Origin of the sequence: Streptomyces sp. SYP-A7185 (assembly GCF_046103685.1) — a bacterium.
In the GTDB taxonomy this organism is placed as follows: domain Bacteria; phylum Actinomycetota; class Actinomycetes; order Streptomycetales; family Streptomycetaceae; genus Streptomyces.
Genome location: NZ_CP122310.1, coordinates 3,036,664 through 3,060,043, shown reverse-complemented (window position 1 = coordinate 3,060,043; position 23,380 = coordinate 3,036,664). Strand labels below are relative to the sequence as shown.

The following is a 23,380-nucleotide window of genomic DNA, read 5'->3' as shown; positions in this document are numbered from 1 at the left end:
CCGGCCGTGAGTCCTCAATGAGGCGTGGATGAAAGGAAATTCACCCACGGTCCCGGCGCCCGGCTCCCGGCGCCCGCGCTCAGCTCGGCAGGCGGTAGCCCATCCCGCGTACGGTCTCCACCCGCTGGGCGCCCAGCTTCTTGCGCAGCGCCCGCACGTACACGTCCACGATGTTGGACCCGGGGTCGAAGTCGTACCCCCACACGTGCGACAGGATCTGCTCCCGGGAGAGCACCTGGCCCGGATGGCGCAGGAAGAGTTCGAGGAGCACGAACTCACGTGCCGTCAGATCCACCGTCCGCTCGCCCGACCGTGCCCGGCGCGTGCGCAGATCCAGGGTCAGGTCCCCGCCGCGCAGCACCGTCACCTCCGGGGCCCCGGCCGCCGTGCGCAGCCTCAGGCGCACCCGCGCGAGCAGCTCCTCGAAGCGGAACGGCTTGGTCATCCAGTCGTCGGCGCCGCCTTCGAGGCCCGCCACGGTGTCCCGGACCGAGTCGCGCGCGGTCAGCACGATGACCGGGGTGCTCACGCGGGCCTCGCGCAGCTGCCGCAGGACCGTGAAGCCGTCCTTGCCGGGCAGTCCGATGTCCAGGACGACCAGGTCGAAGCCGCCGGTCAGGGCGTAGTCGTAGGCGGCGTCGCCGTCCCCGACGACGCTGGTGGTGAAGCCGTTGGCGCGCAGGCCCTTCTCGACGAAGGAGGCGATGCGCTCCTCGTCCTCGACGATGAGAATCCGGTTCATGGCAGTCCTGGTTCCTGTTCTCGCGGTGCTTCTCGCTGTCCTTCTCGCTGTCCTTCTCGCGGTACTTCTCGCAGTACGAGCACGAAGGTGGCGCCGCCGCCTTGAGTGGGGCGCAGTTCGACCCGGCCGCCGTGTCCTTCGGCGATCGCCCGCACGATGGCGAGGCCGAGTCCGGCGCCGGTGGCGCGGGCGCCGCGCCGTGCGGTGCCGCGCCGGAACCGCTCGAAGATCACCGCCGCGTCCCGCTCCTGGACGCCGGGTCCGCTGTCGGCGACGTACAGCTCGATCCGGTCCGCGCCGGCGCGTGAGCCGATGCCGATGCGCTGGCCGGGGACGGTGTGCTGGACGGCGTTCTGGGCGAGCTGCACCATCGCCTGGGTGATGCGCTGCGGGTCCAGCGTCGCCTCGCCCTCGGCCACTTCGGCGAGCCGCCAGTCGCGGTCGCCGAGCGCCCGCGCCTTGACGAAGACGTCCGCGGTCAGCTCGGCGAGCTGCACCGGTTCCGGAGCGACGAAGTCGGGGCGCTCGGACTTGGCGAGCAGGAGGAGGTCCTCGACGATGCGGCTCATCCGGTCGAGCTCCTCCATCACGATCCGGACGGTCTCCTCGCGCTCGCCCGGATCGTCGCCCATCAGTTCCAGATGGCCGCGCACGATGGTGATGGGCGTGCGCAGCTCGTGCCCCGCGTCGTCGACGAACTCGCGCTGCGCGGCGAACGCCCGCTCCAGGCGGTCGAGCATGGCGTTGAACGTCTCGGCGAGCGCCGCGACGTCGTCCCTGCCCTGGACGGGGATGCGCTGGGTCAGATCCTGCTCGGTGAGCTGCGCGGCGGTCGTGCGCACCAGGCGTACGGGCCTGAGGATGCGGCCCGCGACCGCCCAGCCGATGCCGGTCGTCATCAGGAGCGCCACTCCGGAGATCGCGATCAGCATCGTGAACACCTCGCCCGCCTTGGCCCGTTCGCCCGCCGGGTGGAAGGCGACCACGAAGGCCGCCGGGGGCCGGCCCGCGCCCGGGTCGATGTCCACCTTCGCCCAGCGGACCTCGCCCTGGGCGCGGTGCAGGGTCCCGGTGGCGTGGGGGGAATCGAACACGGCGGTCAGGGCGGCGTCGTCCTTGGCCAGCGGGTGGTCGATGCGCTGCTCCCGGGACTGCTCCTTCTTGGCGGGGGCCCGGCCGGGGCGTGCGACGAGGCCGAGGAGCTCCTCGTCGGGGTCGGCGTACTGCCGCTCCAGGAAGAGCCGAAGCAGCGGGTCGGGGTCGGTGAACTTCTCGCCGGTGCGCGGATCGACGCCCTCGCGCACGAGGTTGGTGAACTCGCCGGTCTCCTGGGCCAGGAGCCGGTCGATGCGGTGGTCCACGTCCCGCAGGAGCACCGAGCGGGTGGTGGCGACCACCGCGGTCAGCGCGACGGCCATCACGAAGAGGAGCCAGAGCAGGATGCGGACCCGGGCGGAGACCCGGCGGCGCGCGGACTCAGCCGTCGTCACCGGGGCCGTCGTCGTCGTTGTCGTCACCGCTCCCGAGGCCGCCGCTGCGTCCGGTCGTCTCGTCCCCGTCGTCGTCGTTGCCGTCGCCGGAGGGGTTCTCGCTGACGGGCGGGGGCGACACGGTCTCGTCGCTCGGCGTCGGCCGCGGGGAGGCGGGCTTCGTGGTGGGCGAGCCGCTGTCGAGCCGGACCTTCGGCGGCACCTTGGGGGGCTCAGGGCTGTCGGTCAGGGCGTAGCTGGTCGCGGCGATGCCGAGGGGGATCGCCACGACGGCGGCCAGGGCGGCCATGCGGTGGGTGAAGACCATGGCAGTGAGCGTGCGGGGCGTACCGCGTCGGCAGCATGAGCCGCAGATGAAGAAACCCTCATCCGGAGCCTGCCCGCACGGACGGCCGGCGGACGCCCGTCGGCGGACGCCCCTCGGCGGACCCTAGGAGTCGAGGCCGATCGCGAACGCCGCTTCGAGGTCGTGCTGCGAGTACGTGCGGAACGCGACGTGCGTGTCCGTGCCCTCGACGCCCGGGATCTTGCTGATCTTGCCGGGGATGATGTCGGCCAGGTCGTCGTGGCGCCCGACGCGCACCATGGCGATCAGGTCGTACGTACCGGTCACGGAGAAGACCTCGCTGACGCAGTCGAGGGCGGCGATCGACTCGGCGATCTCCGGGATCCGGTCCACGCTGGTCCTGATGAGCACGATCGCGGTGATCACGGCTGACTGTCTCCCTCGGTAGCCGGTGCTGGCTCATTCACTCTAGCCGTCCTCCTGTAGCGCCCCCACGCGTACAGAAAGCCCAGCGAGAACCCGACCAGGTGGGCCAGATAGGCGACCCCCGGACCCTGCCCGCCCTGCCAGGCCGCGAGCCACTGCAACACCACCCAGAACGGCAGCACCACCCACGCGGGAAACCGCAGCGGCAGGAAGAAGAGGAACGGGAAGAGACTGGTGACGCGCGCCTTGGGGAAGAGGCGCAGGAAGGCGCCGAGCACCGCGGAGATCGCCCCCGACGCGCCCACCAGGGTCTGGTCGGAACCGGCGTGCGCGACCGCGTAGGCGAAGAGGGCGAGATAGCCGCAGCCGAGGTAGAAGAGCGCGAACTGAAGGTGGCCCATCCGCTCCTCGGTCATCGCCCCGAAGACGAAGAGGAACAGCATGTTGCCCAGCAGGTGCAGCCAGCTGCCGTGCACGAAGAGCGCGGTGGCCGGGGCGAGCAGGGGCCGGGCCGTCCCGCCGAACAGCTCCGAGGGGATCACGCCCCAGCGCTCGAAGTAGGTCCGCTGCGCGGCGAGCAGCTCGTCGCCGGTGCCGTACGCGGGATTGAGCCCGGACACCGGCGAGATCAAAAAGACCAGACAGCAGACGGCGATCAGGCCGTACGTCACCGGGGCGGACTGTCCTCTGAGCATCCGGCCGGCCGTCGAGCCCCACGTCTTGATCATGAACAGAGCATGACGTAAGGGCGGCAAACCGTACAGACCGCCCCGCCGCACGAGAGGCCGCCGCATGGAGACCCTTACAGGCCTTAGGGTTACGGGCACCACGCACCATGGAATTCCGAAGGAAAGCGAACAGCCACGATGACGGTTCCTCTGCCGACCGACACCACCAGGTGGCGCTGCCAGCTCTGCGGCAACCTCACGCGGTTCGACGTGACCCGCAGTTCGAAGGTCGTCGAATACGTGCACCTCGACCTGGCCGGTGAGTCGAACGTCGAGGAACGAGAGGTGGTCAGTGAGACCATCGAGTCGGTCCGCTGTCGCTGGTGCAACGCGGTGGACCAGGTGGAACTCGTGGACAGGCCGGGCGCCGGCTCCTGAGGGAGCGGGCCCCGCACAGCTAGTGGGGTGACGGATGGTGGAGAGCGCAAGCGGGGAGCCGGACGACGGCACCGCTGAGGTGCTCGACCGTCCGCTGCCCGACGGAGTGCGCCGGCGGGTCGTCCAGATCGTCTCGGACGGCTTCGGCGGACTCACGGTCGGCGAACTGCCCGCACAGCTGAGGCAGTACGCCCGCTTCACGCCGACCCGGCGCGTGAAGTTCGCGGGCAACGCGATGGCGGCCGCCCTGGAGGGCGACACGCTCTTCCGCCAGCGCATCGGCGAACGTCTCAGAGAGGCGCAGCCCGAGCTCACCGGCGCCCTGGACGCGGGTTCACCGCCCCCGGCCGCGGACCCCCTCGACGTGGCGGCCGCGGCCTATGTACTGCGTCCGGCCGGGTGGGTGAAGCTGGTGACCGCCGCGGGCGAGGAGGCCCTGCGGGCGGACGCCGAGCGCGTCGACGACGAGACCCGCGCCGAGCTCGAACGGCTGCGCGCGGAGCTCTCCGCGGCCCGCGGCCAGACGAAGGCCGACACCGAACGGCTGCGCGCGGAGCTGGAGTCGGCGAAGAAGGAAGCCGAATCGATGCATCGCAAGCTGCGCGGCGCTCTCAGCGACGTCAAGCGCGGCGAGGCGGCCCTGCGCAAGGCCGCCGCCGAGTCCGAGGCCGCGCGGGCCGAGGGCCAGGCGCAGCTGTCCGCCGCCGAGAGCGAGTCCCGGCGGCTCAAGGCCCGGCTCAGCGAGACCGAGGCCGCCCTGGAGGCCAGCCGCCGGGCGGCGCGCGAGGGCCGCAGCGTCGAGGACATGCGGGTGCGGCTGCTGCTCGACACGGTCCTTGAGTCCGCCCAGGGGCTGCGCCGCGAACTGGCCCTGCCGCCCGTCTCCGTACGGCCGGCCGAGACCGTGGACGCCGTGGAGCCGGGGCGGATGACGCCGAAGGACATCGCCGCCCGGGCGCTCTCCGAGAACGACCCGGCCATTCTCGACCAGCTGCTCGCGCTGCCGCAGGCGCACATGGTCGTGGACGGCTACAACGTCACCAAGACGGGCTATCCGACGATGCCCCTGGAGAAGCAGCGGCTGCGCCTTCTCGGCTCGCTCTCGCAGCTCGCCGCGCAGACCGGCGCCGAGATGACCTGCGTCTTCGACGGGGCCGAACTCGCCGCGCCGGTGCTGCTCGCGCCGCCGCGCGGGGTGCGGGTGCTCTTCTCCAAGCCCGGCGTCACCGCGGACGAGCTGATCCGCCAGCTGGTGCGCGCCGAGCCTCCCGGGCGCCCCGTGGTCGTCGTCTCGACCGACCGCGAAGTGGCCGACGGCATCGCGAAGGCGGGGGCGAGGCCCGTCGCTTCGGCCGTTCTCCTGAAGCGGCTCTCGCGGGGCTGACGCGCGCCGTTCCCGCACTCCGGCGTACGCCGGTTTCACGCACCTAAGGGCACGCAAGTAACTCCTGTTCCCTATGCCCGAATTGAGGCGTCGGCAGCGCGACGTAGCGTCAAGCATTCATCACCGCCTGTGCGTTATCGGTAAAATATGCGCCCCGCCCCTCACTTTTTACCCTTCAGGATTTGAACTGATCACAAGGAGGTCACTAAGGTCACGGCTCGAACCTCCGCTCGGTTGATCACCCATCCGGGGTGACGGCGGTGGTCCCCGCCGACCGGATCTCGGTAGGCGGCTGGAGGAAGAAGGAGCCGCCTTCGTGGCGTCCCACCGTCGACCCAAGCAGCCGAGCCGCGCGCGCGTGACCGTGCTCACCGCCACCGCCGCCGCTGCCGTCGCACTCACCTCCCAGGCGGCCAACGCGGCCCCGAGCGAGAAGCCGAGCAAGGACGAGGTCAAGTCCAAGGTCGACAAGCTCTACGAGGACGCGGGCCGGGCCACCGACCGGTACAACGGCGCCAAGGAGAAGCAGGAGAAGCTCGAGAAGGAGATCGGCGAGCTTCAGGACAAGGTCGCCCGCGGCCAGGAGGACCTCAACGACCTCCGCGGCGGTCTCGGTTCGATGGCCAGCGCGCAGTACCGCACCGGCGGCATCGACCCCTCCGTCCAGCTCTTCCTCTCCGCCGACCCGGACGACTACCTCGACAAGGCGTCCACCATGGACCAGTTGAGCGGTCAGCAGGTCGAGGCGCTCAAGAAGGTCCAGGAGAAGCAGCGGACCCTCGCGCAGGAGCGCAAGGAGGCCTCCGACAAGCTCAAGGACCTCGCCGACACGCGCAAGGAACTGGGCAAGAAGAAGCAGGAAGTCCAGAGCAAGCTCGGCGCCGCCCAGAAGCTGCTCAACACGCTCACCGCCAAGGAGAAGCAGGAGCTCGCCGCCAAGGAGCAGCGCGCGAGCCGCAGCGCCGGCGACCGCGTGGACCTCGGCAAGGAGGTCCCGGCCTCGCAGCGCGGCCAGGCCGCCCTGAGCGCCGCCGCCACGCAGATCGGCAAGCCCTACGTCTCCGGCGGCAGCGGCCCCAACTCGTACGACTGCTCGGGTCTCACGCAGTGGGCGTACAACCAGGCCGGCGTGCAGATCACCCGGACCACCTACACCCAGCAGAACGACGGCACGAAGATCGGTCGCGGCGAGCTCAAGCCGGGCGACCTGGTGTTCTTCAACAGCCTCGCGCACGTCGGTTTCTACGCCGGCAACGGCCAGGTGCTCCACGCCCCGAAGCCGGGCGCCGTCGTGCGCTACGAGTCGATGTCCACGATCGGCTCCTTCCAGTTCGGCGTCCGCATCTGAAACGACCGGAGCACCGCCCAAACGGGCGAATTCCGGTAACTCGGGCTGACCCCACGCCCCGTCGGTGACCTGCGTCTCCGGCGGGGCGTCACTTTGCGTACACGGCCGGGTCTTTGGCCGTGACGGGATCCCACGGCTACTGTCGCGCGCATTCCCCCGACGGATCGGGGGGGCTTTCCCCCGGTTCGTCCGTCGTCCGGGGGTCCGTCAGCGGAGGGAGAGCGGCTTCCCGTGGGGTCCCATCGTCGTCCCGCGCTGTCCGGCCTGGACCGGAGCACGCGCGTCACCGTCTTGTCCGCCGCGGCGGCCACCGCCGCGGCCGCACTCGCCGCCACACCGGCGGGCGCCGCACCGCAGGACACCCCGGCGACCACCAAGGCCAAGGTGGACCGCCTCTTCGAGCAGGCCGAGCAGGCCACCGAGGCGTACAACAAGGCCGACGAGCGCGCGGACACCCTGCGCGAGCAGGTGGAGCGGGCCAAGGACAGCGTCGCCCGCGGCCAGGAGCGCATCAACACGATGCGCGGCGCGCTCGGTTCGCTCGCCGGGGCGCAGTACCGCTCGGGCGGCATCGACCCCGCCGTCGCCCTGATGCTCTCCTCCGACCCGGACGGCTATCTGGACAAGGCGGCGGCGCTCGACCGCGTCAACGCCCGGCAGGCCCATGAGCTGACCGACCTCCAAAAAGCCCAGCGCGGCCTCGCCCAGGAGCGCACCGAGGCGGGCCGCAAGCTCGCCGAGCTGGAGAAGAGCCGCACCGCCGTGGCCCGCCACAAGCGCAGCGTCGAGCACAAGCTCGCCAAGGCGCGCAAGCTGCTCAACTCGCTGTCCTCGCAGGAACGCGAGAAGTACGACCGGGCCTCGCGCTCGGGACGGGACGAGATGCCGGCCCCCGGGGGCGCCGGGGCGTCCTCGTCGCGGGCCGCCGCCGCGCTCGAAGCGGCCCGGTCGGCGGTCGGCCGCCCGTACGTGTGGGGCGCCAACGGGCCGTCCGGCTTCGACTGTTCGGGCCTCACCCAGTGGTCGTACGCGCAGGCGGGCGTCGGTCTTCCGCGCACCTCGCAGGCGCAGCGGTACGCCGGGCGCCAGGTGCCGCTGTCCCAGGCGAAACCCGGTGACCTCGTCGCCTACCGCGACGACGCCAGCCACATCGGGATGTACGTCGGCGACGGCCAGGTCGTGCACGCCCCCTATCCCGGCGCTCCCGTGCGGTACGACCCGGTCGGCATGATGCCGGTGTCGTCCGTGACGCGGATCTGACCGGCCGGCCGCGGCCCGCTGCCCGTACGATCTGAAACGTGGCTGGTCGCGGGCGTGGGTCGTGGGTGCTGGGGATCTGTGTCGCCCTGCTCGTGGGGTGCGGCGGTCCTCCGTCGCCCGATGCCGCGCCCGGCGACGTGCGCAGACTGCTCGACCGGCGGGCGGACGCGGTGCTCGACCGGGACGCGGAGACCTACCGCGCGACGGGCGGCGGCGCCGCGGCCGACCGGGCCTTCGACAACCTGCGCGAGGTCCCGCTCCAGTCCTTGCGGTACCGCCTGACCGCGTTCCGGCGCGAGGGCGCGCGCGCCACGGCCACCGCCGACCTCCGCTACCGGATCAAGGGCTACGACAGCGAACCGCTCACCACGGAACGGGCGCTCACGCTGGAGGAGCGCGACGGACGGTGGTACGTCGCCGCTGAGCGGCCCGCGAAGAAGGCCACGCAGCAACTCTGGGACCAGGGGCCCGTGACGTCCGTACGGGGCGCACACAGCCTCGTGCTGGGCATCGGGCGCGGCGAGCGCCAGAAGGCGACGCTGCGCGGGTACGCACGGCTCGCCGACCGTGCCGTGCCCCTGGTGCGGGACGCCTGGCGGGAGAAGTGGCCGGAGCGGGTCGTCGTCATGGTGCCCAAGTCCCTGGACGGCATGGCGGGACTGCTCGGGGCGCCCGCGTCCGGCTACCGCGGGATCGCGGCGGTGACCACCGGGGAGACGGGCGGCTCCGGGGCGGCGCCCGCGGACCGGGTCATCGTCAACCCCGAGGCGTACGGCGTGCTCGGCGAGTTCGGCAAGCAGGTCGTGCTCACCCACGAGACGACCCATGTCGCCACCCGCGCGCACACCTCACCGGCGACCCCGCTGTGGCTCTCCGAGGGCTTCGCCGACTGGGTGGGATACCGCGGCACGGGCCGCACCGCCTCCCAGGCCGCCCCCGAACTGCGCCGCGCCGCCCAGCGGGAGCGGCTGCCCGCCGAGCTCCCCGACGACGACGCGTTCGGCTTCAGCGGTGACGCGGGCAAGCTGGCGCAGGCGTACGAAGGGGCGTGGCTGGCCTGCCGGATGATCGCGGACCAGTGGGGCGAGGAGGTGCTCACGGACTTCTACGAAGCGGTCGGCGCGCACGAGAAGCGGCCGGGCGCGCTGGAGGACGCGCTCCAGGACGTCCTGGACATCACCCCGGAGGAGTTCACGGCGCAGTGGCGTACGTATCTGCGCGCCGAGCTCGGCTGACCTCCTCGGGCGCGGGCCCGCGCTCCCGGGCCCTGGGTTCGGACACCGTCTGGCGCCACAGGGTGCGGCAGGCGATCAACGCGGCGGCGACGAGCAGGCCGTTGCGCACGACGAGCAGGCCGATGCCCAGCGGGTCGCTCGCCACGACGTGCGAGAACCAGACGGGGAACTCCAGGAACGTGACGAGCGTGGCCGCGAGCACCAGGCGCACGGGCAGGGCCATACGGCTCGCGCGGAACGCCGTGCACACGGCGGCGACCCCGACCAGCCACAGGAGGTACTGCGGGCTGATCACGCGGCTGGTCGCGGTGAACAGCAGGACGGCGACGAAGGCCGCGTCCGCGACCGTGCTCGCGGACCGGACGCGCGCCCGCAGGCGCCACACCAGGAGCCAGCAGAAGGCCGCCGCGGAGAGCCCCTGCGCCACCGTGCTGACCAGCGGGACGTACGGGCCGAGGAACTCCACCGAGCCGTAGTTGAGCTGCACCTCGCCCCGCCAGCCGGCGTGCCGCGCGACGTGGAAGACGAGCGCGCCCAGCGACTCGACCTCGGTGCCGCGGTCGCGCTGGAAGGTCAGGAAGGCCAGCGCGCCCGGCATCGTCACCAGGAAGGCCAGGGTCAGTCCGACCGCGGTGGCGAGCGCCGCGCCCCACGCACTGCGGGTGGCACGCGCGCGTGGCGTGCCGACGAGCAGCAGGGCGGGCCACACCTTGAGCAGCGCGCCGAATCCGGCGAGCGCCCCCATCGTGCGGGGATGCCGGGCCCCGGCGAGCAGCGCGGCGACCGCGACGGCCGTCACCATCACGTCGTAGCGGGCGTAGACGGTCGGCCCTAGCAGCGCCACGCCCATGACCCACACCCAGGCCCCGCGCAGGCACTTGCCGGGCCGCCGGCCCGCGTACAGGAGCAGTCCGCAGACGAGCGTGTCGGCGAGGAAGGCGAGCACGAAGAACGCCGACGCGTAGCCCATGAAGGGCAGCAGGGCGGGGGAGAGGACCGCGAGCGCGGCGGCCGGCGGGTACTGCCAGGTCACGTCGTCGAGGGGGAAGGTGCCGGTGCGCAGGACCTCGTACCAGCCCTGGTAGATGACCTCGACGTCGCTGGTCACGTCGGGGCCGGGGGCGGTCAGCACCCCGAAGACGCAGAGCAGCAGCACTGTCCTGGTCACGCCCCAGACGGTCAGGATCCGCACCACGCGCACCACGCCCCTTTTCGGCTGCTTCGTTGTGGTTCGGGAAGCCATGATGCCGGGCGCGGCCGTGCGGAGGCCATGAGGCGGGGCCGTCCCACGCGCCGCCGGGCTTTGGGTACTGTCGGCGACGATGCACAAGACCCTGATCGTCACGAACGACTTCCCGCCCAGGCCCGGTGGCATCCAGGCGTTCCTGCACAACATGGCGCTGCGCCTGGACCCCGAGCAGCTCGTCGTCTACGCCTCCACGTGGAAGCGGGGCCGCGAGGGTGCCGAGGCCACGGCCGCCTTCGACGCCGAGCAGCCCTTCACGGTCGTACGCGACCCCACGACGATGCTGCTGCCGACCCCGCGCGTCACGCGGCGCGCGGTCTCGCTGCTGCGGGAACACGGCTGCGGGTCGGTGTGGTTCGGGGCCGCGGCACCGCTGGGGCTCATGGCGCCCGCGCTGCGCAAGGCGGGCGCCCGGCGCCTGGTCGCCACGACGCACGGGCACGAGGCGGGGTGGGCGCAGCTGCCCGCCGCACGCCAACTGCTCCGCCGGATCGGCGAGTCGACGGACACGATCACCTATCTGGGTGAGTACACGCGCTCGCGCATCGCCGCCGCGCTGACGCCCGACGCGGCGGGGCGGATGGTCCAACTGCCGCCCGGCGTCGACGAGAAGACCTTCCACCCGGGATCGGGCGGGGACGCCGTGCGGGCCCGCCTCGGCCTCACCGACCGGCCGGTCGTGGTGTGCGTCTCGCGGCTGGTGCCGCGCAAGGGGCAGGACACGTTGATCCTGGCCATGCCGCGGATCCTGGCGGCGGAGCCGGAGGCGGTCCTGCTCGTGGTGGGCGGGGGGCCCTACGAGAAGGACCTGCGGAAGCTTGCCGCCGAGACGGGGGTCTCGGACTCCGTGCGGTTCACGGGGTCCGTGCCGTGGGAGGAACTGCCCGCGCACTACGGGGCGGGGGACGTCTTCGCCATGCCGTGCAGGACCAGGCGCGGGGGCCTTGACGTCGAGGGCCTCGGGATCGTCTACCTGGAGGCTTCGGCGACCGGGCTCCCGGTCGTGGCCGGTGACTCCGGAGGGGCGCCGGACGCGGTGCTGGACGGGGAGACCGGCTGGGTCGTCCGGGGCGGCTCCCCGGAGGCCGCGGCGGACCGGATCGTCACCCTGCTGGATGACGCGGAGCTGCGGGCGCGGATGGGGGAGCGGGGCCGGGAGTGGGTGGAGGAGCGGTGGCGCTGGGATCTCTTGGCCGAGCGTCTTAAGGAGCTTCTGTAGCGCCTACTGGGCTGCTGCCGCAGGTTCGTGCGCGACTGACTGCCGTCGTGGGCTGGTCGCGCAGTTCCCCGCGCCCCTAACGGGGCTCAGCTGGGCGCCCCTTAAGGGGCGCGGGGAACTGCGCGAGCAACCACAAGAGACCGTGAGCCGCGAAGAGGCAAGGCCCCCCACGGCGAGTGGGCGCCCCTGCTACCGCTACCCGCGGTAAATCGCCTCGATCTCGTCCGCGTAGTCCTTCGCCACGACGTTGCGCTTCAGCTTCAGCGACGGCGTCAGGTGCCCCGACTCCTCCGTGAACTGCGAGGACAGGACACGGAACTTCCGCACGGACTCCGCCTTGGAGACCGCCGCGTTGCCGTCGTCAACCGCGCTCTGGATCTCCGCGAGGAAGTCCGCGTCCTCCCGCAGGGACGCCGCCGTGGAGTCCGCCGGCTTCCCGTGGTCGGAGGCCCAGCGGCCCACGAACTCGTCGTCGACCGTGACGAGCGCGCCCACGAAGGGCCGCCCGTCGCCCACGACCATGCACTCCGCGACGAGCGCGTGCGCGCGGATGCGGTCCTCGATCACCGCGGGAGCGACGTTCTTGCCGCCCGCCGTCACGATGATCTCCTTCTTGCGGCCGGTGATCCGGAGGTAGCCGTCCTCGTCGAGCGTGCCGATGTCGCCGGTGTGGAACCAACCGTCGGCGAGCGCCTCTTCGGTCGCGCCCTCGTTGTTCCAGTACTCCGTGAACAGGTGCTCGCCGTGCAGCAGCACCTCGCCGTCGTCGGCGATCCGGACGACCGAGCCGGGCAGCGGCTGGCCGACCGTGCCGATCTTCTGGCGGTCCCACGGGTTGAACGCGGTGGCCGCGCACGACTCCGTCAGGCCGTAGCCCTCCAGGACCGTGAAGCCGATGCCGCGGAAGAAGTGGCCCAGGCGCTCGCCGAGCGGCGCGCCGCCCGAGATCGCGAACTCGCCGCGCCCGCCGAGCACGGCCCGCAGCTTGCTGTAGACCAGCTTGTCGAACGTCTTGTACTTGATCTTCAGGCCGAGCGAGGGGCCGCTCGGGGTGTCCAGGGCGCGGCTATACGCGATCGCCGTGTCCGCGGCCTTGTCGAAGATCTTGCCCTTGCCGTCGGCCTGCGCCTTGGCGCGCGCCGAGTTGTAGACCTTCTCGAAGACGCGCGGGACGCCCAGGATCATGGTCGGCCTGAACGACGCCAGCTCGTCCGTGAGGTTCTTGACGTCCGGCGCGTGGCCCAGCTTGATCGGCGCCATCAGGGCGGCGACCTCGACCAGGCGGCCGAAGACGTGCGCGACGGGAAGGAAGAGGAGGACGGAACACTCACCGGTGCGGAACAGCGGTTTCAGGCGCTCCACCACGTTGCCGCACTCCGCGAAGAAGCTGCGGTGGGTGAGCACGCAGCCCTTGGGGCGGCCCGTGGTGCCCGAGGTGTAGACGATGGTGGCCGGGTCGTCGGCGCCCGCGACCGCGCTGCGCTCGTCGACGGTCTCCTCCGGGACGTCGGCGCCCGCGCGGTTCAGCTCGTCCACGCCGCCGCGGTCGATCTGCCAGACGTGGACCAGGTCGGGGAGGCGGTCGCGCACGGCGTCGACGGCGGCGCTGTGCGCGTCCAGCTCGACGATGATGCCCACGGCGCCGGAGTCACCGAGGATCCACTGGATCTGCTCGGCCGAGCTGGTCTCGTACACCGGCACGGTGACCGCGCCCGCGCTCCAGATCGCGAAGTCGAGGAGCGTCCACTCGTAGCGGGTGCGGGACATCAGGGCGACGCGGTCGCCGGGGCGCACTCCGGAGGCGATGAGCCCCTTGGCCGCGGCGCGCACCTCGGCGAGGAAGGTCTTGGCGTCGACGTCCTGCCAGCTGCCGTTCACCTTGCGGCCGATGACGGCGACATCCGGGTGCTGCGCGGCATTTCTGCGGACGATGTCGGTCAGATTGCCGTCCGCAGGGACCTCGTACAGGGCCGGAAGGCTGAACTCGCGCAAGACTGCTGCTCCTACATAGGGCGCCGGCGCCACGACGTTGTGCGATGCGACGGTGCGGTCCAAGATCGGGCAGGTGCTCCGTGAACATGGGGGAAAGGCTGGAGCACTACTGGACTGCCCGGACGTTACCCATGGGTATGGCTTGTTCGGTAGGGGGTCCGGGCCAGATGTTCGGTGCGTCACACGTCGTTGTGGTCTGAACCGCACAGTACGCCACGCCCTTCCCGACTCGGAAGTAACCGCAGGTCCGCCCGCTTCTCCGCGCCTGCCCACGCCCCTACCCGAGTTTGCCCGCTCGTTCTAGGGTGATCGGCATGTCAGGTTTCCGGGTCAATGTGGTCAGTGACGTGCACGGCAACGCGGAAGACCTCGCCCGCGCGGGCGAGGGAGCCGACGCGCTCGTCTGCCTCGGCGACCTGGTCCTCTTCCTCGACTACGCCGACCACTCGCGCGGCATCTTCCCCGACCTCTTCGGCACGGAGAACGCCGATCACCTGGTGGAACTGCGCACGGCCCGCCGGTTCGAGGAGGCCAGGGAGTTCGGCGCCCGGCTGTGGGCCGGGATCGACCGCAGGCCCGCGATCGAGAAAGCGGTGCGCAAGCAATACGCCGAGATGTTCGCCGCCTTCCCCGCACCGACGTACGCCACCTACGGCAACGTCGACATGCCGGCCCTCTGGCCGGAGTACGCGGGCCCCGGCACCACCGTCCTCGACGGCGGCCGGGCCGAGATCGGCGGCCGGGTCTTCGGATTCGTCGGCGGCGGCCTGCGCACCCCCATGCGCACGCCCTACGAGATCAGCGACGAGGAGTACGCGGCCAAGATCGAGGCCGTCGGCGAGGTCGACGTGCTCTGCACGCACATCCCGCCGGAGGTCCCCGAGCTCGTGTACGACACCGTGGCGCGCCGCTTCGAGCGGGGCAGCCGCGCGCTGCTCGCGGCCATTCACAAGACCCGCCCGCGGTACGCACTTTTCGGCCACGTTCACCAGCCGTTGACGCGGCGGATGCGTGTCGGGGCGACGGAGTGTGTGAACGTGGGGCACTTCGCCAGCACGGGCAGGCCGTGGGCCCTGGAGTGGTGACGGTCGGCCACTTCGTGCGCGGTAGCCTTCACACGTCACACATGTACACACCACCCCCCGTACCGGACCGCATCTGGAGGAGCCACAGAGATGGCGGAACACACCAGCTCGAGCATCACGATCGAGGCGGCACCGGCCGAGGTGATGGGGGTGATCGCCGACTTCGCCCGCTACCCGGACTGGACGGGTGAGGTGAAGGAGGCGGAGGTGCTCGACACCGACGACCAGGGCCGCGCCAAGCAGGTCCGCCTCGTCATGGACGCGGGCGCCATCAAGGACGACCAGACCCTCGGATACACGTGGACCGGCGACAACGAGGTCAGCTGGACCCTCGTCAAGTCGCAGATGCTGCGCTCGCTCGACGGGTCCTACCTGCTGCGGCCCGTGGGCACCGGCACGGAGGTCACGTACAAGCTGACCGTCGACGTCAAGATCCCCATGCTCGGAATGATCAAGCGCAAGGCGGAGAAGGTCATCACCGACCGCGCGCTGGCGGGCCTGAAGAAGCGGGTGGAGTCCGGCGCCCAGAAGTGACGCCCGCGGAGTGACGCCCGCGCAGTGACGGGCCGGCGGGCGGGACACATCCCCCGCGGAGCGGGCGGAGAGCCCACGGTCCACGGGGCCCGCGGCCGAGGACGCCCCCGCCGGCTCCCGTACCGTTCACCCCTATGCGCACCCTTCTCCTCACCGGCCCCGGCGGCTCAGGCCGAACCACTGTCGCCGCGGCCACCGCGCTCTCCGCTGCCCGCGAGGGGCACCGGACCCTGCTGATCTCCGCGGACCGTGCCCTGGATGCCCTGGACGCCTTCGCCGCGCCGGGCGCGGACCATCCGAACCTCACCGTCCGCAGGCCGGCCCCCGGCGACGAGTTCCGCGACGACCTGCTCGCCCTCCAGGACCGCGCCGCGTCCGCGCTCGACCTGCTCGGCGCCGGACGCCTGGAGGGCGAGGAGCTCACCCCCCTGCCCGGCAGCGACGAGCTGGCCCTCCTGCGCGCCCTGCGCGACGCCGGGCAGAGCACGTACGACACCGTGGTGGTGGATCTGCCCCCGGTCTCCCGCGCCCTCGCGGTCCTCGCCCTGCCCGAGCAGCTGCGCCGCTACCTGCGCCGGCTCCTGCCGCCCGAGCGGCAGGCGGCACGCGCCCTGCGCCCCATGCTCGGCCGCATCGCGGGCGTCCCGATGCCCTCCGCCTGGCTGTACGAGACCGCGGCCCGCTGGGAGACCGAACTCGCCGCCGCGCAAGCCGTGATCGAGGCCCCCGGGACCACGGTCCGCCTGGTCGCCGAGCCCGGGCCCGGCGGCGCCGACGCCGTGCGCGCCGCCGCCACCGGCCTCGCCCTCCAGGGCTTGCGCACCGACGCCCTGCACGCCAACCGCGTCCTGCCCGACGACACCGCCGACCCGTGGTTCGCCACGCTCATCGCCCAGCAGCGCAAGACCCTGGCCGAGTGGCAGGAGACGTACGGCGCGAGCCTGCTCCCGCTGCCGCACCTGGGCCACGACCCCCGCGGCGCCGACGACCTGGCCGCCCTCGGCGTGCCCGCCCCCGGCCCGGCGCCGGAACCCGTGCGGTGGCCCGTGGTCGACGCCCTCGCCGATGACGGCGTCCTGGTCTGGCACATCCCGCTCCCCGGCGCCGTCCGCGAGGAGCTCGGACTGATCCGGCGCGGCGACGAACTCGTCGTGACCGCGGGACCCCTGCGGCGCATGGTGACCCTGCCGTCGGCCCTGCGCCGCTGCACGGTCGAGGGCGCCGGGCTGCGCGAGGGGGAGCTGCGGGTGCGGTTCGCGCCAGACCCTGGTCTGTGGCCGCGCGCACGGTGAACGGGCAACCGCCGTTCGGGTAACGTCGGGAGTACGAATCCATCCGCCCTCCGCAGGAGTCTGTCCGTCATGAGCGATGCCACCGGGCGCGAAGTGCCCGAACCGGAAGCGGCCGACACCGACGCCGACGCGTGGGCGAAGGCGTGCGCCGAGGACCTCGCGGCGGAGAAGGCCCGGCGCCGCGCGCAGTACGGCACCCAGCCCGGATCGGCCGCCGAGGAGCTGCGCAAGCTCGTCGACGCCGTGTCGGAGAAGCTGTCCGGGCTCCAGACGCCGCTGCTCGGCGCGGTCGCGCAGGGCGCCGTCGAGCAGACCGTCCGGCAGGTCGTCCAGCAGGCGAAGGCCGCCGTCGAACCGGTCATCGAGCGCAACCCCGACGTCTTCGACCACCTCGCCACGGCAGGCAGCGAACTGCTCGCCGCCTACCGCTCCGCGGTCGAGGGCCAGGAGGGCCGCTGGACCCGCGGGAGCGACGCCGCGAAGGGCCCCGAACCGCGCGACGAGGGGCCCGGCCCCGCGGAACACATCGACCTGGACTGAACACCCCTCGGGTACGGTTGCCCATAGCGGGGCTCGACCGAAACTGAGGGACACATGGGACTCACCATCGGCGTCGATATCGGCGGCACTAAAATCGCGGCCGGAGTGGTCGACGAAGAGGGCACCATTCTCGACACCCACACGGTGCCCACGCCGCCGACCGCCGAAGGCATCGTGGACGCGATCTGTGCCGCCGTCTCCGGGGCCGGCAAGGGGAACGACGTGGAGGCCGTCGGCATCGGCGCCGCCGGATACGTCGACGACAAGCGCGCCACCGTTCTCTTCGCACCGAACATCGACTGGCGCCACGAGCCGCTCAAGGACAAGGTCGAGCAGCGGGTCGGCATGCCGGTCGTCGTGGAGAACGACGCGAATGCCGCGGCCTGGGGCGAGTACCGCTTCGGCGCGGGCCAGGGCCACGAGGACGTCATCGTCATCACGCTGGGCACGGGCCTGGGCGGCGGCATCATCATCGGCAACAAGCTGCGGCGCGGACGCTTCGGCGTCGCCGCGGAGTTCGGCCACATCCGGGTGGTGCCCGACGGCCTGCTGTGCGGGTGCGGCAGCCAGGGCTGCTGGGAGCAGTACGCCTCCGGCCGCGCCCTCCTGCGGTACGGACGCCAGCGCGCCAACGCGACGCCCGAGTCCGCCGAGATCCTCCTCGGCATGGGCGACGGCACTGTGGACGGCATCGAGGGCAAGCACATCAGCGAGGCGGCCCGGCGGGGCGACCCCGTGTCCGTCGACTCGTACCGCGAGCTGGCCCGCTGGGTCGGCGCGGGCCTCGCCGACCTGGCCTCGCTCTTCGACCCCTCCGCGTTCATCGTCGGCGGCGGTCTCTCCGACGAGGGCGAGCTGGTGCTCGACCCGATCCGCAAGTCGTTCCGCCGGTGGCTCATCGGCGGCCAGTGGCGTCCGCACGCGCAGGTGCTCGCCGCCCAGCTGGGCAACAAGGCGGGGCTCGTGGGCGCCGCCGACCTGGCGCGCCAGGGCTAGTCCACGCCGGTCCCGACCGAGGCCCGCCGCCCCTTCCGGGGGCGGCGGGCCTCGTCGTGGCGCCGCCCCGCGGCGCGTATCTTGATCCCCATGGTGACGCTGCCCAACTCCCGGACCGAAGCCGACGGTTCAGCCGTGATCCGGGTGCTCAGTTACAACATCCGGTCCATGCGGGACGACACCGACGCGCTGGCCCGCGTCATCGCCGCCTGCGCGCCCGACCTCGTGCTCGTCCAGGAGGCACCGCGCTTCTTCCGGTGGCGCAAGAAGCTGGCCCGGCTCGCCCGCGCCGCCGACCTGGTGCTGCTCTCGGGCGGCGCCACCGCGTCGGGCCCCGCGCTGCTCTGCTCGCTGCGGGCCACCGTCGAGCGGACCGAGGACGTCCTGCTCCCGCTGACGCCGGGGCTGCACCGGCGCGGCTTCGCGACCGCCGTCGTACGGTTCGGTGGCGCCCGGCTCGGCGTCCTGAGCTGCCATCTGAGCCTCCAGACCGACGAGCGGTACGCGCAGGGCGGGATGCTGCTCGACCGGCTCGCCGGGATGGGCGTGGAGCACGCCGTCGCGGGCGGCGACCTCAACGACCGGCCCAAGGGGCGTACGTTCCGCAGGCTCGCCTCCCAGCTGCGGGACTGCTGGGCGACCGCGCCCTGGGGCGGCGAGAACACCTCCACGCCGGGGGACCCGCACCAGCGCATCGACGCGATCTTCGCGACCCCGGGGATCGAGATCCTCGCCTGCGGGGTGCCCCTGGAGCTCGACGGGGTGAGCGAGGCGGACCTGCGGGCGGCCACCGACCATCTGCCGGTGCTCGCCGCCCTCAGGATTCCCGCCGCCGCGAGGGGCTAGCTCCCTCAGACCACCGCGCCGCGGCCCGGGTCCTCGTCCTCTTCGTCGTCGTCGCCCTTCATCCGCCCCACCAGCGTGGCGAAGCCGCCGAGGAAGCCGCCGATGCTGAGCGTCGCAAGCCACCAGGTCATCTGCCAGCCGAGCAGCACGGTCAGCAGGAGCAGCAGCGGGCCGCCGAGCACCGCGAGCCAGGCGAACTTCGCCGTGACGTCCGCCGCGGGCAGCGGCGGCGGCTCCGGCGGCACGAAGTGGCCCTCGTCGTCCGGGCCCAGGTCGTCGTCCGACGCCTCGGGGGCGTCGTAGTCACGCGGGCCGCCGCCCACGCCGGGGGCGAAGGAGACGGAGCCGCCGAGCGACTTCTTCGACCCGGAGTCGTCCGGGTCCTCGGGGGCCGTGGGGTTCTTGACGGCCGTGCCGGCCTGCCCCGGGGTGTCGTTCGTCTCCGGTTCGAGCAGCGCCAGATCCTCGACGGACTTGAACGGCTTGGCGCCCGGCGGGTCCGCCGGCTCCTGGCCGTACCCCGCGACGATCGCCTGCCAGGCCGCGTCCTCGTCCAGCGGCAGGCCCCCGGAGGGCTCCTGCCGCTTCTCGGGCTCGCGGCTCTCGTCGCCGTCGGGTTCGATTCGGTCCTGCTCAGCCACCGGTGGCCGTCCCTTCCTTACCGACACTGGGGGCGAGCCGGCCGATGAACGCGTAGCTCTCCTCGAAGATCCGGTCCGCATCGTGGTCCAACGTCGCGACGTGGTAGCTCTGTTCCAGGATGGTCTCGGTGACATCCGTGGACGACACGCGGCTGAGGATCCTGGCCGAGTCCGCGGGCGGCACGACGTGGTCCTGCGGGCTGTGCAGGAGCAGCAACGGCTGGGTCACCTGCGGCAGTTCCCCGTCCACCCGCTGGAAGAACCGGCGCAGGGAGTGCGCCGCGTGCAGCGGGATGCGGTGGTAGCCGACCTCCTCCGAGCCTTCGAGGGCGATGTCGCTCACGATGCCCTTCGTCGACGGCACCAGATGCCGGGCGACCGGCAGGGCGTGCGCCGCGAGGCCGTGCACCTTGTTCCCCGGGTTGACCACGACGATGCCGCGCACCGCGTCGCCGTGCTTGGCGGCGAGCCGCAGCGCCAGTGCCCCGCCCATGGAGAGGCCGAAGACGAAGACCTCCGTGCACCGCTCGAGGAGTGCGCGCAGCTCGCGCTCCACCTCCGCGTACCAGTCCTGCCAGCCGGTGACCTGGAGGTCCTCCCAGCGCGTGCCGTGCCCGGGCAGCAGCGGGAGCGAGACGGTCAGGCCGCGGCCCGCGAGGTACTCCGCCCAGGGGCGCAGGGACTGGGGGGTTCCGGTGAAGCCGTGGCAGAGGAGGACGCCGACCTCGCCGCCCTCGTGGCGGTACGGCTCGGCTCCGGGGAGGACCGGCACTTCGGTCTCCTTCGTGAGATGTGGCTGCGGGGTGGGAGTACTTCACCGTACGCGACCGGACCGACACCGACCAGGGTCGTCGGGCCCTTTGGGCTTACTGCGGGTTAAGGTCTGATCCACACTTAACAGGAGGCACTCGGTTTGATCTACGGCGCAATGAAGGTCGCCATCGGAGGGCCGCTGAAGCTCGGCTTCAGGCCCTGGGTGGAGGGCCTTGAGAACGTACCCGCCGAGGGACCGGCCATCCTGGCGAGCAATCATCTCTCCTTCTCGGACTCCTTCTTCCTGCCCGCGGTGCTCGACCGCAAGGTCACCTTCATCGCGAAGGCGGAGTACTTCACGTCTCCGGGCGTGAAGGGCAAGCTCACGGCGGCCTTCTTCAAGGGCGTCGGCCAGCTGCCCGTGGACCGCTCCGGCGGCCGCGGCGCGGGCGAGGCGGCCATCAAGAGCGGCATCGAGGTCCTGGAGCGCGGTGAGCTCTTCGGCATCTACCCGGAAGGCACGCGTTCGCCCGACGGCAGGCTCTACCGTGGCAAGCCCGGCGGCCTCGCGCGCGTGGCCCTCGCCACGGGGGCGCCCGTGCTCCCCGTGGCGATGATCGACACGGAGAAGATCCAGCCGCCGGGCAAGGTGATGCCGAAGCTCATGCGGCCCGGCATCAAGATCGGCGAACCGCTCGACTTCAGCCGGTACCACGGCATGGAGCACGACCGGTTCGTCCTGCGGGCGGTGACCGACGAGGTCATGTACGAGATCATGAAGCTGTCCGGCCAGGAGTACGTGGACGAGTACGCGACGGCGGCCAAGCGCCGCATCTCGGACGCGGCGAAGGCCGAGAAGGAAGCGGAGAAGAAGGCGGAGAAAGCGGCGGCGGCGGCCGAGAAGGAACGGTCGGGCGCGTAAGCGCGTCGTTGCCGGGGGGAGCGGGGGAGCCGTCGGGCGACCCCAGGGGGTGCCCAAGGGGTGGGGACATGACCAAGCGGGTGCGTGTCATGAGGATGTCGGTCGAGCAGCCGCTGTGGCGTGCGCTCACGGGCTACCGCGTGCTGACCATGCTGTACGCGATCGGCCTCTTCGTGGCCGCGCACCAGAACTTCGACCGCCCCTGGGTGGCCGTCGCGTACTACGTGGTGCTCGCCGGCTGGACCGTCGGCACGCTGCCGAAGGTCGCGAACGCCGCGAGCTGCACCAAGCGGTTCCTGATCACCGACCTGACGATCGCGCTGGCCGGCATCCTGCTGACACCGGTCGCCGACTCGCACCAGCGGATCGTCCACGACGGCCCGACGCTGCCGTCGATATGGACGGCGGGCGCGGTGCTCGCCTTCGCGATCAAGGGCGGCTGGCGGTGGGCGGCGTTCGCGTCGGCGCTCGTCGGCGCCGCCAACATCGCGCAGCGCGGCCGGCCCACCCAGGACACGCTCCACAACGTCCTGCTCGTCTGCATCGCGTCCATCGCCATCGGCTACGTCGTCGAGGTGGCCCGCGCCTCCGAGCGCACCCTCGCCCGCGCCCTGGAGATCGAGGCCGCGACCCGCGAGCGGGAGCGGCTCGCCCGCGACATCCACGACAGCGTGCTCCAGGTCCTCGCGATGGTGCAGCGGCGCGGCAGCGCGCTCGGCGGCGAGGCGGCGGAGCTCGGCAGGATGGCCGGGGAGCAGGAGGTCGCGCTGCGCACCCTGGTGGCGGGCGGCCTGGTCCGGACGTCGCACGAGTCGGAGGACGCCTCGCTCGGGGCGGTGGTCCGCGCGGTCGAGGAGCCCGACGACATCGCCGACCCGGATGCGGGTGAGCCCTGTGACCTGCGGTCGCTGCTCTTCCCGTACGCGGGCGCGAAGGTCACCGTCTCGGAGCCGGGCGCTCCGGTCGCCCTCGCGCCGAAGGCCGCGCGGGAGCTGGCCGCCGCCGTCGGCGCGGCCCTGGACAACGTCCACCGGCACGCGGGCCCGGACGCCGGAGCCTGGATCCTGGTCGAGGACGAGCCGGACGCCGTGATCGTGACGGTGCGGGACGACGGCCCCGGCATCCCCGAGGGCCGGCTCGCGGAGGCCGAGGGCGAGGGGCGGCTCGGGGTCGCCCTGTCGATCCGGGGGCGGCTGCGGGACATCGGCGGCACGGCCGAGCTGATCTCGGTACCGGGCCAGGGAACGGAAGTGGAACTGAGGGTCCCGCGGCCGGCGAAGGCCGCGGCGCACCCTGCGCACGTCGGCAGCACACGGGGGAAGGCAGGCAAGGAACGATGAACGAACAGCGACTGCGGGACGCGGACGGCGGCAAGGGCCCGGTCAGGGTGATGGTCGTCGACGACCACCCGATGTGGCGGGACGCGGTCGCCCGCGACCTCGCGGAGGCCGGCTTCGACGTGGTCGCCACGGCGGGCGACGGCGAGCAGGCGGTGCGCCGCGCCCAGGCGGCGGCGCCCGACGTGCTCGTGCTCGACCTGAACCTGCCCCTGAAGCCGGGCGTCCAGGTCTGCAAGGAACTCGTCGCGGCCAACCCGGCCCTGCGCGTCCTGGTCCTGTCGGCCAGCGGTGAGCACGCCGACGTCCTGGAGGCGGTCAAGTCCGGTGCCACCGGCTACCTCCTGAAGTCGGCCTCCACCGCCGAGCTGACCGACGCGGTGCGCCGCACGGCCGTCGGCGACACGGTCTTCACGCCGGGGCTCGCGGGCCTCGTCCTCGGCGAGTACCGCCGCCTGGCCTCCGACCCGGCGCCCGGCACCCCGGACGAGCCGAAGGCCCCGCAGCTGACCGACCGCGAGACCGAGGTGCTGCGGCTCGTCGCCAAGGGGCTGAGCTACAAGCAGATCGCCGAGCGCCTGGTCATCTCGCACCGCACCGTGCAGAACCACGTGCAGAACACCCTGGGCAAGCTCCAGCTCCACAACCGCGTGGAGCTCGTGCGGTACGCGATCGAGCGGGGCCTCGACGACGAGTGACC

Annotated in this window: 24 protein-coding genes; 15 read left to right on the top strand and 9 right to left on the bottom strand. The window is 72.3% G+C overall.

The window, feature by feature from the left end; all coding sequences use genetic code 11:
- Window positions 1-79: 79 nt before the first annotated feature.
- The 5 genes from QBL25_RS13485 to QBL25_RS13465 form a co-directional block, all read right to left on the bottom strand.
- On the bottom strand, window positions 80-742 hold the full coding sequence (locus QBL25_RS13485) for a response regulator transcription factor (RefSeq protein WP_409057281.1): 663 nt from the start codon (window positions 740-742) through the stop codon (window positions 80-82).
- Complete coding sequence (locus tag QBL25_RS13480; protein ID WP_409057280.1) at window positions 739-2,232, bottom strand: ATP-binding protein; 1,494 nt, start codon at window positions 2,230-2,232, stop codon at window positions 739-741. The genes QBL25_RS13485 and QBL25_RS13480 overlap by 4 nt, the downstream gene beginning before the upstream one ends.
- Complete coding sequence (locus tag QBL25_RS13475) at window positions 2,219-2,539, bottom strand: small secreted hydrophilic protein (protein ID WP_409057279.1); 321 nt, start codon at window positions 2,537-2,539, stop codon at window positions 2,219-2,221. The genes QBL25_RS13480 and QBL25_RS13475 overlap by 14 nt, the downstream gene beginning before the upstream one ends.
- A gap of 123 nt (window positions 2,540-2,662) precedes the next feature.
- On the bottom strand, window positions 2,663-2,944 hold the full coding sequence (locus QBL25_RS13470) for an Lrp/AsnC family transcriptional regulator (protein WP_409057278.1): 282 nt from the start codon (window positions 2,942-2,944) through the stop codon (window positions 2,663-2,665).
- The gene (locus QBL25_RS13465; protein ID WP_409057277.1) at window positions 2,941-3,672 is read right to left on the bottom strand and encodes a rhomboid family intramembrane serine protease; all 732 of its coding nucleotides are present in this window, start codon (window positions 3,670-3,672) and stop codon (window positions 2,941-2,943) included. Before QBL25_RS13465 ends, QBL25_RS13470 begins: the two co-directional genes overlap by 4 nt.
- 138 nt (window positions 3,673-3,810) lie before the next feature.
- Here QBL25_RS13465 and QBL25_RS13460 point away from each other — a divergent pair, with 138 nt between their 5' ends.
- From QBL25_RS13460 to QBL25_RS13440, 5 genes are all read left to right on the top strand, one after another.
- A complete protein-coding gene (locus QBL25_RS13460) occupies window positions 3,811-4,050 on the top strand; it encodes a hypothetical protein (RefSeq protein ID WP_160504588.1) in 240 nt (79 codons plus the stop codon).
- A gap of 34 nt (window positions 4,051-4,084) precedes the next feature.
- Window positions 4,085-5,434 (top strand): NYN domain-containing protein, encoded by a 1,350-nt coding sequence (locus QBL25_RS13455; RefSeq protein ID WP_409057276.1) that lies wholly within the window; start codon window positions 4,085-4,087, stop codon window positions 5,432-5,434.
- A 316-nt stretch (window positions 5,435-5,750) separates the two neighbouring features.
- On the top strand, window positions 5,751-6,782 hold the full coding sequence (locus tag QBL25_RS13450; protein ID WP_409057275.1) for a C40 family peptidase: 1,032 nt from the start codon (window positions 5,751-5,753) through the stop codon (window positions 6,780-6,782).
- Window positions 6,783-7,013: 231 nt separating this feature from the next.
- Window positions 7,014-8,042 (top strand): NlpC/P60 family protein, encoded by a 1,029-nt coding sequence (locus QBL25_RS13445; RefSeq protein ID WP_409057274.1) that lies wholly within the window; start codon window positions 7,014-7,016, stop codon window positions 8,040-8,042.
- A gap of 38 nt (window positions 8,043-8,080) precedes the next feature.
- Complete coding sequence (locus QBL25_RS13440) at window positions 8,081-9,277, top strand: hypothetical protein (RefSeq protein WP_409057273.1); 1,197 nt, start codon at window positions 8,081-8,083, stop codon at window positions 9,275-9,277.
- Here QBL25_RS13440 and QBL25_RS13435 read toward each other — a convergent pair.
- Window positions 9,234-10,520: a glycosyltransferase 87 family protein gene (locus QBL25_RS13435; RefSeq protein ID WP_409057272.1), complete on the bottom strand. Its 1,287-nt coding sequence runs from the start codon at window positions 10,518-10,520 to the stop codon at window positions 9,234-9,236. The two genes, QBL25_RS13440 and QBL25_RS13435, sit on opposite strands and share 44 nt — an antisense overlap.
- A gap of 79 nt (window positions 10,521-10,599) precedes the next feature.
- Here QBL25_RS13435 and QBL25_RS13430 point away from each other — a divergent pair, with 79 nt between their 5' ends.
- Window positions 10,600-11,742 carry a glycosyltransferase family 4 protein gene (locus QBL25_RS13430; protein WP_409057271.1) on the top strand — a complete coding sequence of 381 codons (1,143 nt, stop codon included), beginning with the start codon at window positions 10,600-10,602 and terminating at the stop codon, window positions 11,740-11,742.
- A gap of 195 nt (window positions 11,743-11,937) precedes the next feature.
- On the opposite strand, the gene QBL25_RS13425 is transcribed toward QBL25_RS13430, so the two are convergent.
- On the bottom strand, window positions 11,938-13,734 hold the full coding sequence (locus QBL25_RS13425; protein ID WP_409057270.1) for an AMP-dependent synthetase/ligase: 1,797 nt from the start codon (window positions 13,732-13,734) through the stop codon (window positions 11,938-11,940).
- A 335-nt stretch (window positions 13,735-14,069) separates the two neighbouring features.
- Between QBL25_RS13425 and QBL25_RS13420 the strand changes: the two genes are divergently transcribed.
- From QBL25_RS13420 to QBL25_RS13395, 6 genes are all read left to right on the top strand, one after another.
- Window positions 14,070-14,819: a metallophosphoesterase gene (locus QBL25_RS13420; RefSeq protein ID WP_409062632.1), complete on the top strand. Its 750-nt coding sequence runs from the start codon at window positions 14,070-14,072 to the stop codon at window positions 14,817-14,819.
- A gap of 90 nt (window positions 14,820-14,909) precedes the next feature.
- Window positions 14,910-15,353 carry an SRPBCC family protein gene (locus QBL25_RS13415; RefSeq protein ID WP_409057269.1) on the top strand — a complete coding sequence of 148 codons (444 nt, stop codon included), beginning with the start codon at window positions 14,910-14,912 and terminating at the stop codon, window positions 15,351-15,353.
- Window positions 15,354-15,487: 134 nt separating this feature from the next.
- Complete coding sequence (locus tag QBL25_RS13410) at window positions 15,488-16,645, top strand: ArsA family ATPase (protein ID WP_409057268.1); 1,158 nt, start codon at window positions 15,488-15,490, stop codon at window positions 16,643-16,645.
- 69 nt (window positions 16,646-16,714) lie between these two features.
- Window positions 16,715-17,185, top strand: a complete 471-nt coding sequence (locus tag QBL25_RS13405) for a DUF5304 domain-containing protein (RefSeq protein ID WP_409057267.1) — start codon at window positions 16,715-16,717, stop codon at window positions 17,183-17,185.
- Between the two features lie 54 nt (window positions 17,186-17,239).
- The gene (locus QBL25_RS13400; RefSeq protein WP_409057266.1) at window positions 17,240-18,181 is read left to right on the top strand and encodes an ROK family glucokinase; all 942 of its coding nucleotides are present in this window, start codon (window positions 17,240-17,242) and stop codon (window positions 18,179-18,181) included.
- Window positions 18,182-18,271: 90 nt separating this feature from the next.
- A complete protein-coding gene (locus tag QBL25_RS13395; RefSeq protein WP_409057265.1) occupies window positions 18,272-19,027 on the top strand; it encodes an endonuclease/exonuclease/phosphatase family protein in 756 nt (251 codons plus the stop codon).
- 5 nt (window positions 19,028-19,032) lie between these two features.
- Here the strand turns inward: QBL25_RS13395 and QBL25_RS13390 are convergent, their stop codons facing one another.
- Window positions 19,033-19,668 (bottom strand): hypothetical protein, encoded by a 636-nt coding sequence (locus QBL25_RS13390; RefSeq protein ID WP_409057264.1) that lies wholly within the window; start codon window positions 19,666-19,668, stop codon window positions 19,033-19,035.
- Window positions 19,661-20,440 carry an alpha/beta hydrolase gene (locus QBL25_RS13385; protein ID WP_409057263.1) on the bottom strand — a complete coding sequence of 260 codons (780 nt, stop codon included), beginning with the start codon at window positions 20,438-20,440 and terminating at the stop codon, window positions 19,661-19,663. Before QBL25_RS13385 ends, QBL25_RS13390 begins: the two co-directional genes overlap by 8 nt.
- Window positions 20,441-20,596: 156 nt before the next feature.
- Here QBL25_RS13385 and QBL25_RS13380 point away from each other — a divergent pair, with 156 nt between their 5' ends.
- The 3 genes from QBL25_RS13380 (at window position 20,597) to QBL25_RS13370 (ending at window position 23,378) form a co-directional block, all read left to right on the top strand.
- A complete protein-coding gene (locus QBL25_RS13380; RefSeq protein ID WP_409062631.1) occupies window positions 20,597-21,343 on the top strand; it encodes a lysophospholipid acyltransferase family protein in 747 nt (248 codons plus the stop codon).
- 68 nt (window positions 21,344-21,411) lie between these two features.
- Window positions 21,412-22,683: a MacS family sensor histidine kinase gene (gene macS, locus QBL25_RS13375; RefSeq protein ID WP_409057262.1), complete on the top strand. Its 1,272-nt coding sequence runs from the start codon at window positions 21,412-21,414 to the stop codon at window positions 22,681-22,683.
- Window positions 22,680-23,378, top strand: a complete 699-nt coding sequence (locus QBL25_RS13370; RefSeq protein ID WP_409057261.1) for a response regulator — start codon at window positions 22,680-22,682, stop codon at window positions 23,376-23,378. Before macS ends, QBL25_RS13370 begins: the two co-directional genes overlap by 4 nt.
- Window positions 23,379-23,380: the final 2 nt, after the last annotated feature.

Excerpts from the sequence above, each read along its gene's own strand:
- QBL25_RS13405 (WP_409057267.1), top strand. The coding sequence starts at position 16,715 with ATGAGCGATGCCACCGGGCGCGAAGTGCCCGAACCGGAAGCGGCCGAC.
- QBL25_RS13380 (WP_409062631.1), top strand. The coding sequence starts at position 20,597 with ATGAAGGTCGCCATCGGAGGGCCGCTGAAGCTCGGCTTCAGGCCCTGG.
- QBL25_RS13400 (WP_409057266.1), top strand. The coding sequence starts at position 17,240 with ATGGGACTCACCATCGGCGTCGATATCGGCGGCACTAAAATCGCGGCC.
- QBL25_RS13370 (WP_409057261.1), top strand. The coding sequence starts at position 22,680 with ATGAACGAACAGCGACTGCGGGACGCGGACGGCGGCAAGGGCCCGGTC.
- QBL25_RS13430 (WP_409057271.1), top strand. The coding sequence starts at position 10,600 with ATGCACAAGACCCTGATCGTCACGAACGACTTCCCGCCCAGGCCCGGT.
- QBL25_RS13415 (WP_409057269.1), top strand. The coding sequence starts at position 14,910 with ATGGCGGAACACACCAGCTCGAGCATCACGATCGAGGCGGCACCGGCC.
- QBL25_RS13395 (WP_409057265.1), top strand. The coding sequence starts at position 18,272 with ATGGTGACGCTGCCCAACTCCCGGACCGAAGCCGACGGTTCAGCCGTG.
- QBL25_RS13455 (WP_409057276.1), top strand. The coding sequence starts at position 4,085 with ATGGTGGAGAGCGCAAGCGGGGAGCCGGACGACGGCACCGCTGAGGTG.
- QBL25_RS13410 (WP_409057268.1), top strand. The coding sequence starts at position 15,488 with ATGCGCACCCTTCTCCTCACCGGCCCCGGCGGCTCAGGCCGAACCACT.
- QBL25_RS13485 (WP_409057281.1), bottom strand. The coding sequence starts at position 742 with ATGAACCGGATTCTCATCGTCGAGGACGAGGAGCGCATCGCCTCCTTC.
- macS (WP_409057262.1), top strand. The coding sequence starts at position 21,412 with ATGACCAAGCGGGTGCGTGTCATGAGGATGTCGGTCGAGCAGCCGCTG.
- QBL25_RS13460 (WP_160504588.1), top strand. The coding sequence starts at position 3,811 with ATGACGGTTCCTCTGCCGACCGACACCACCAGGTGGCGCTGCCAGCTC.
- QBL25_RS13475 (WP_409057279.1), bottom strand. The coding sequence starts at position 2,539 with ATGGTCTTCACCCACCGCATGGCCGCCCTGGCCGCCGTCGTGGCGATC.
- QBL25_RS13435 (WP_409057272.1), bottom strand. The coding sequence starts at position 10,520 with ATGGCTTCCCGAACCACAACGAAGCAGCCGAAAAGGGGCGTGGTGCGC.
- QBL25_RS13465 (WP_409057277.1), bottom strand. The coding sequence starts at position 3,672 with ATGATCAAGACGTGGGGCTCGACGGCCGGCCGGATGCTCAGAGGACAG.